At 68.5% G+C, this 7,345-nt stretch carries 6 protein-coding genes and 1 tRNA gene; all 7 read left to right on the forward strand.

The window, feature by feature from the left end; all coding sequences use genetic code 11:
- Window positions 1-61: 61 nt before the first annotated feature.
- The 7 genes from rsmA (at window position 62) to ACHAAJ_RS08285 (ending at window position 7,302) form a co-directional block, all read left to right on the forward strand.
- A complete protein-coding gene (rsmA, locus tag ACHAAJ_RS08255; RefSeq protein ID WP_435727598.1) occupies window positions 62-982 on the forward strand; it encodes a 16S rRNA (adenine(1518)-N(6)/adenine(1519)-N(6))-dimethyltransferase RsmA in 921 nt (306 codons plus the stop codon).
- Complete coding sequence (locus ACHAAJ_RS08260) at window positions 979-1,899, forward strand: 4-(cytidine 5'-diphospho)-2-C-methyl-D-erythritol kinase (protein WP_435727599.1); 921 nt, start codon at window positions 979-981, stop codon at window positions 1,897-1,899. Before rsmA ends, ACHAAJ_RS08260 begins: the two co-directional genes overlap by 4 nt.
- Window positions 1,900-2,014: 115 nt before the next feature.
- Entirely contained in the window at window positions 2,015-3,832 is a 1,818-nt protein-coding gene (locus ACHAAJ_RS08265) for an ABC-F family ATP-binding cassette domain-containing protein (protein ID WP_435727600.1), read from the forward strand.
- A 98-nt stretch (window positions 3,833-3,930) separates the two neighbouring features.
- A tRNA-Gln gene (locus ACHAAJ_RS08270) sits at window positions 3,931-4,002 on the forward strand.
- A 93-nt stretch (window positions 4,003-4,095) separates the two neighbouring features.
- Window positions 4,096-5,529, forward strand: coding sequence for a bifunctional UDP-N-acetylglucosamine diphosphorylase/glucosamine-1-phosphate N-acetyltransferase GlmU (gene glmU / locus ACHAAJ_RS08275; protein WP_435727601.1), 1,434 nt, complete (start codon window positions 4,096-4,098; stop codon window positions 5,527-5,529).
- Between the two features lie 60 nt (window positions 5,530-5,589).
- Complete coding sequence (locus ACHAAJ_RS08280) at window positions 5,590-6,570, forward strand: ribose-phosphate diphosphokinase (RefSeq protein ID WP_435727602.1); 981 nt, start codon at window positions 5,590-5,592, stop codon at window positions 6,568-6,570.
- Between the two features lie 135 nt (window positions 6,571-6,705).
- A complete protein-coding gene (locus ACHAAJ_RS08285) occupies window positions 6,706-7,302 on the forward strand; it encodes an arsenate reductase/protein-tyrosine-phosphatase family protein (RefSeq protein WP_435727603.1) in 597 nt (198 codons plus the stop codon).
- The last annotated feature ends 43 nt before the right edge of the window (window positions 7,303-7,345 follow it).

A 7,345-nucleotide genomic window follows, 5' to 3' on the forward strand; every position in this document is an offset into this window, starting at 1 on the left:
CACCAGGGGAGCCCCGCCGCATCGGCGGGGCTCCCTCGCGTCCTGATCTAGGATTGAACCCGTGACTGACGACTCCCCGAACGCCCCGGCGCAGGCCGCGCCCACCGGTCCGCGCCCGCTGCTTGGCGCCGCCGACATTCGCCGCCTCGCGGACGAACTCGATGTGCGGCCCACCAAGACACTCGGCCAGAACTTCGTCATCGACGGCAACACGATCCGTCGTATCGTGGCCGCCGCCGGGATCGCGCCGGACGAAATTGTGCTGGAGGTGGGCCCGGGGCTCGGTTCGCTGACGCTCGGGTTGTTGGATGCCGCCGAGCGGGTGGTCGCCGTCGAAATCGATCCCAAGCTTGCCGGCCGCCTGCCGCGCACGGTCCAGGAACTCCGACCGGACCGGACCGGACATCTCGACGTCGTGCTCGCCGACGCGATGCGCGTCACCGAGCTTCCCCATCCGCCCACGGCCCTGGTGGCTAACCTGCCCTACAACGTGGCGGTCCCCGTGGTGTTGCACCTGCTCGAACACTTCCCGAGCCTGCGCCACGGCCTGGTGATGGTGCAGGACGAGGTGGCCGACCGGATGTGCGCTGCGCCGGGCAACAAGACCTACGGCATCCCGAGCGTCAAGGCGGCGTGGTACGGCCGGATGCGCAAGGCCGGGGTCATCGGCATGAACGTCTTCTGGCCGGCACCGAAGATCCACAGCGGGCTTGTCGGTTTCGAACGGCACGAGCCACCAAAGACGACGGCGACGCGCAAACAGGTTTTCGCCGTCATCGACGCCGCCTTCGCCCAACGCCGCAAGACCCTCCGCGCGGCCCTGGCGGGCTGGGCGGGCGGGGCCGCGATGGCGGAGGCGGCGCTGGTTGCTGCCGGCGTCGACCCGCAGGCCCGTGGCGAGCGGCTGGGCATCGAGGAGTTCGCCCGAATCGCGGAAGCGGCGGCAAGCATGGCGCCGGCGTCCGCCGCGAGCGCCCCGTGACCCGCACCGTCACGGCGCGTGCGCCGGGGAAAATCAACGTGTATTTCCGCGTCGGTCCGCGGCGCGACGACGGTTACCACTCCGTCGCCAGCCTGTACCTCGCGGTGTCCGTTTTCGAGGATGTCTCCGCCACTGCGCGCGCGGACGGCGGAGTGACTGTGAGCCTGCATCCGGATTCCACGGCCGTCACGGACCCCGAGGACTTCCCGCTGGGCGAGGACAACCTGGTGGTCCGCGCCGCCCGCCTGCTCGCCGAGCACACAGGGCACGTGGCCGGTGTCGACCTGGAAATCACCAAGCGGGTGCCCATCGCGGGCGGCATGGGCGGCGGGTCCGCCGATGCCGCAGCGACGCTCGTGGCCTGCAACGCCCTGTGGGGCACGGGGCTCAACCGCGAGGAACTGGGGCGCCTGGGCGCGCGGCTCGGCGCCGACGTGCCGTTTGCGCTGTCCGGCGGCGCCGCCGTCGGCCTCGGTGTGGGCGACGACCTCTCGCCGCTGCTGATGCGCAGCCGCACCGATTGGGTCCTCGTGCCGGCCAGCTACGGGCTGTCCACCCCCGCGGTCTATGCCGAGCTCGACGAACTGCGCAGGGGAACCGATGTCCCCGAACCCACGGAGGTCGACCCCGCAGTGGTGCAGGCGCTCGTCGCCGGCGACCACATCCTGCTTCAGGGGCTGGTCGAAAACGACCTGGCGCCCGCGGCGCTGTCCCTCGCACCGGTCCTTGGCGCCGTCCTGGAGATGGGGGAGACGGCCGGGGCGCTCGCATCGATCGTCTCCGGCTCGGGCCCGACCATCGCCCTGCTCGCCAGCGACCCGGACCATGCCGGCGAGGTGGCCTTCCAGCTGCGCGACGAATCCGGTCTCGACGCCCGCGCGGTCCACGGCCCCGTCCATGGGGCCACCATCATCTGACCATCCCGGGACACCGCGTCCCGTAGAGACTTTCCGCCGCACAGCCGCACCCGGCGGATCCGCGCCTCCCACCCCCCCCGCGCCGGTTCCGCCACCACCGTTAGGAAGTACCGTTTTGGCCCATTTGCTCGGAGCAGAGAACGTCTCCGTCGCCTTCGCGACCCGCACCGTCCTGGACGGCGTCAGCCTCGGACTCGAAGACGGCGACCGGATCGGCATGGTGGGGCGCAACGGCGACGGCAAGTCGACCCTGATGCGCCTGCTCGCCCTGCGCCAGCAGCCCGACGACGGTCGCGTCACCAAACGCGGAGACGTCAGCATCGGGTATCTGGACCAGCAAGACGTCCTCGACGGCGACCTCGAGGTGGGGCAGGCGATCGTGGGAGACGCCGCGGACCACGAATGGGCGTCCAACGCCAAGGTGCGCGATGTGATGGGCGGACTCGTCGGGGAAGTGGACTGGCATGCGCGCGTCTCCAGCCTCTCCGGCGGCCAGCGCCGCCGCGTCGCCTTGGCGAAGCTGCTTATCGGCGACGACGACGTGGTCATGCTGGACGAGCCGACGAACCACCTAGACGTCGAGGGCGTCGCTTGGCTCGCACGGCACCTGCGCCAGCGCTGGCGGGCGACCGCCGGCGGCCTTTTGGTGATTACCCACGACCGCTGGTTCCTCGACGAGATCTGCACCCGCACGTGGGAAGTCCACGACGGCGTCGTCGACCCGTTCGACGGCGGCTACGCGGCCTACGTCTTGGCGCGCGCCGAGCGCGACCGCATGAACGCGGTGGTCGAGAACAAGCGCCAGCAGCTGGTCAAGAAGGAACTCGCCTGGCTGCGCCGCGGCGCCCCCGCGCGGACGGCGAAGCCGAAGTTCCGGATTGAAGCCGCCAACGACCTGATCAACGACGTTCCCGAGCCGCGCGACTCGGTGGCGCTGTCCAAGATGGCCACGGCCCGGCTGGGCAAGGACGTGCTGGATCTGGAACACGTGTCGTTGGACTTCGACGGCCAGCAACTCTTCGACAACATCACCCTGCGCCTCGCCCCGGGGGAGCGATTGGGGATCGTCGGCGTCAACGGCTCGGGAAAATCCACCCTCCTGCGGCTGCTCAATGGGGAGGTGGCGCCGACGTCGGGACGCATGAAGCGGGGGAAGACCGTTCAGACGGCGATCCTGACGCAGGAGGTGCGCGAGCTGGACGAGCTGGCCAACAAGCGCGTCATCGAGGTTATCCAGGACGAGCGAAACGTCTTCCAGGTCGGGGGCAAGGAAGTCTCCGCCGGGCAGCTCGTGGAGCAGCTGGGGTTCGGGCCCGAGAAGCAGTGGACGCCGGTCCGCGACCTCTCAGGTGGCGAGCGGCGGCGTCTGCAGCTCCTGAGGCTCCTGGTCGGCGAGCCCAACGTGTTGATGCTCGACGAGCCGACGAACGACCTGGACACCGACACGCTCTCCGCGGTCGAGGACCTGCTGGACGGCTGGGCCGGGACGCTCGTGGTCGTCAGCCACGACCGGTACCTGCTCGAGCGCGTGACCGACCACCAGCTGGCGTTGTTGGGGGACGGGCGCCTGCGGGGGCTTCCCGGCGGCGTGGACCAGTACCTTGAGCTGCGGGAGGGCGCCGGGGCCGGGTCCGGGACCGCGAAAACAGGTCCCGCGGCGGCGTCCGGTTCGGCGTCGTCGGATCAGGGAGCCGCCGGGGGCCCCAACGAGGCCGAAAAGCGGGATGCCCGCAAGGAAGTCAACCGGATTGAGCGCCAACTCGGAAAACTGGCGCAGCAGGAGGACAAGCTGCACCGGCAGATGGCGGATGCGTCGGAGTCGATGAAGCTGGACGAGCTTGCGGGCCTGAACGCCAAACTCCAGGCCGTGGAGGCAGAGCGCGAGGAACTCGAGGAGGCCTGGATGTCGGCGGCCGAGGTCGCCGGGGACTAGCGCCGGGACGCCCCCGGGCCAGGCATGGCGACCCAGCGGCCTCCAATGTGGCAAAATGGCTAACTGTGCTTGGCACCTTCGGATGCTGGGCGCGGTAGTCCGCCCTGGTGTAATGGCAGCACCCCGGCCTTTGGAGCCGTGGAGTATAGGTTCGAATCCTATGGGCGGAACGAGCGCGGCGGGCCGCGGTTCGGCGCACGGTAGACTGGGCTGGCCCGGCCGTCGAGCCGGGTCCGTGTCACCAATTTCAGGGAGTACCTAACTTGAGCGTGGAGCCCACAGCCCCGGCCGCCGTCATCGTTCTGGCCGCAGGGGCCGGAACCCGCATGAAGTCGGCCAAACCCAAGATCCTCCACGAACTTGGTGGACGCTCCATGATCGGGCACGCGATTGCCGCCGCCAAGGGACTGGATCCGGTGCAGCTGGTCGCCGTTGTCCGCCACGAGCGCGACCGCGTTGCGCAGCACCTGCTGGAGATAGAGCCGGGAATCACCATCGCCGACCAGGACGACGTTCCGGGCACCGGCCGCGCCGTCCAGCTGGGGTTGAACGCGCTGCCCCCCAAGCTCGAGGGCACCGTCGTCGTCACCTATGGCGACGTCCCGCTGCTGACGACCGAGCTGCTCTCCGAACTCGTTGCGGCGCACGAGGAAACCGAGAATGCCGCCACAGTACTGACCGCGCTGCTCGACGACGCCACCGGCTACGGCCGCATTCTCCGCGCCGAGGACGGAACCGTCACCGGGATCGTCGAGCACAAGGACGCCACGGAGGAGGAGCGTGCCGTCCGGGAGATCAACTCCGGAATCTACGCATTCGACGCCGGTGTCCTGCGTTCCGCGCTCGAGCGCGTCACCGTCGACAACGCACAGGGCGAGATGTACCTTACCGACGTGCTCGCGATCGCCCGCAACGACGGCGGGCGGGTCGCCGCCGTCGTCACGAAGGATCGCTGGCAGGTCGAGGGCGCCAACGACCGCGTCCAGCTTGCCGCTCTCGGCAAGGAACTGAACCGCCGCACGGTCGAGCGTTGGATGCGCGGCGGCGTCACCGTCGTCGACCCGGACACCACCTGGATCGACGCAGAGGTGGCACTGTCCCCGGATGTCACGCTGAAGCCGGGCACGCAGCTCCACGGTTCGACGGCGGTGGGCACCGACGCGGTCATCGGCCCGGACACGACGCTCACCAACGTGACGGTCGGCCGCGGGGCGAAGGTCACGCGCAGCGACGCCACCGACTCGCGGATCGGCGACGGCGCAACCGTGGGTCCGTTCGCCTATCTCCGTGCCAATACCGTTTTGGGCGACGAGGGCAAGATCGGGGCGTTCTACGAAACGAAGAACGTCACGGTGGGCAGGGGGTCCAAGCTGTCCCACCTCGGCTACGCCGGTGACGCCGAAATCGGTGAGTACACGAACATCGGATGCGGAAACATCACCGCCAACTACGACGGCGTGAAGAAGCACCGCACGGTCATCGGTTCGCACGTGCGGACCTCCTCGAACACCGTCTTCGTCGCGCCCGTCCGTATCGGGGACGGGGCCTACACCGGTGCCGGGGCCATAGTCCGCAAGGACGTTCCCGCGGGATCGCTGGCGCTCACGGTCGCCCCGCAGCGCAACGCTGAGGGCTGGACCCAGGCCAAGCGTCCGGGCAGCCCGTCGGCGGATGCCGCATCGCGCGCCGATGGTTAACGGTGACGTAGACCACCACCCAAGCTCCCCAAGTGCCCCGCAGATCGAGAAAGTGAACCCATGAGCGAACTGAGCCACAGCGTCGACAAGAAATTGGTGCTGGCGAGCGGCCGCGCCCACCCGGAACTGGCCGAGGAGATCGCGTCGGTGCTGGAGACCGAGCTGTTGCCGATGTCCGCCTACGACTTCGCCAATGGCGAGATCTACGTGCGCTCCGGGGAGAGCGTCCGCGGCAAGGACGTCTTCATCATCCAGTCGCACCCCGCGCCTCTGAACAACTGGCTCATGGAGCAGCTCATCATGGTGGACTCCATGAAGCGCGCCTCCGCCCGGCGCATCACCGTCGTCTCGCCTTTCTATCCGTACGCGCGGCAGGACAAGAAGGGCAGGGGCCGCGAGCCCATCTCCGCCCGTCTGGTGGCCGACCTCTACAAGACGGCCGGAGCGGACCGCATCATGAGCGTGGATCTGCACACGGCTCAGATCCAGGGCTTCTTCGATGGTCCAGTGGACCACCTTTTCGCCATCCCGCTGCTGGCGGACTACATCCGTGGACGCGTCGACATCGACAACGTCACCGTGGTTTCCCCGGACACCGGCCGCGTACGCGTCGCCGAGCAGTGGGCGGACCGCCTCGGTGGCGCACCGCTGGCGTTCGTGCACAAGTCGCGCGACCTCACAGTGCCCAACCAGGCCGTTTCCAAGACGGTGGTCGGGCAGATCGAGGGACGCACGTGCGTCCTGATCGACGACATGATCGACACCGGAGGAACCATCTCCGGCGCCGTGCGCGTGTTGAAGGAAGGCGGCGCCAAGGACGTCATCATCGCGGCGACCCACGCGGTGTTCTCCGAGCCGGCTTCGCAGCGACTCTCCGAGTCAGGCGCGCGGGAAGTGGTGGTGACGAACACGCTGCCCATCTCCGCGTCCAAGCGCTTCAAGCAGCTCACCGTGCTGTCGATCGCGCCGATGATCGCCCGCGCCATCAAGGAGGTCTTCGAGGACGGCTCCGTGACGAGCCTCTTCGACGGCAACGCCTAACCGGCCGGTTTGGAGGGAAAGGGACCGCGACGCCTCGGCGTGGCGGTCCCTTTCCGCTTGCCTACCGGGTTGCGGTCCGCGGGGTCTTCCCGTGCCATTGGTGCGGGGGCCGGGCGGCACCGACGGTAGGCTGGCATGGTGGTAAAGATCCTTACTGTATGCACCGGAAACATTTGCCGGTCTCCATTTGCGGAGCGCTACCTCCAGACGCACCTGGACAGTCTGGCGCCGGGCCGGTTTGAGGTCTCGAGTGCCGGGACGCAGGCGCTGACGGGCAAACCGATGGACCGCCAGTCAGCCGAGTTCTTGGCCCTCGAAGGCGTGAACGCCGACGGCTTCGGGGCTCGACAGCTCAACGAGACGATGCTCGCCGAGGTTGATTTCGTGTTGGCCTTGACGGTGGAACACCGGAACATGGTCTTGGCCCGGAGCCCGCGCATGCTTAAGCGGGCTTTCACCGTGCGCGAATTCGCCCGCGTCCTCGAGGCGGTCCAATTCGACGCCGATATCTCGTTGCCCCGTGGTGGAGAACACGAGGATATCGCCGCTCGGTGGAAGGTGCTGCCTAAACTCGCCGCCCTCAAGCGGCATCTGGCGCCAGCAGCACGGACCGGAGACGACGATGTCGTGGATCCCTACCGGCGGCCCCCCGAGGTTTACGAACAGATGATCGACGAGCTGCTGCCGTCCCTGCGTGCCATCGTCGCCTTCGAAGCCGCGGCCATCCGCTAAGAAGTGTGATACCGCCATGCGGAGAATCCGCACGTTGTCACGC

Origin of the sequence: Arthrobacter arnarulunnguaqae (assembly GCF_051262515.1) — a bacterium.
Classification (GTDB): domain Bacteria; phylum Actinomycetota; class Actinomycetes; order Actinomycetales; family Micrococcaceae; genus Arthrobacter_N.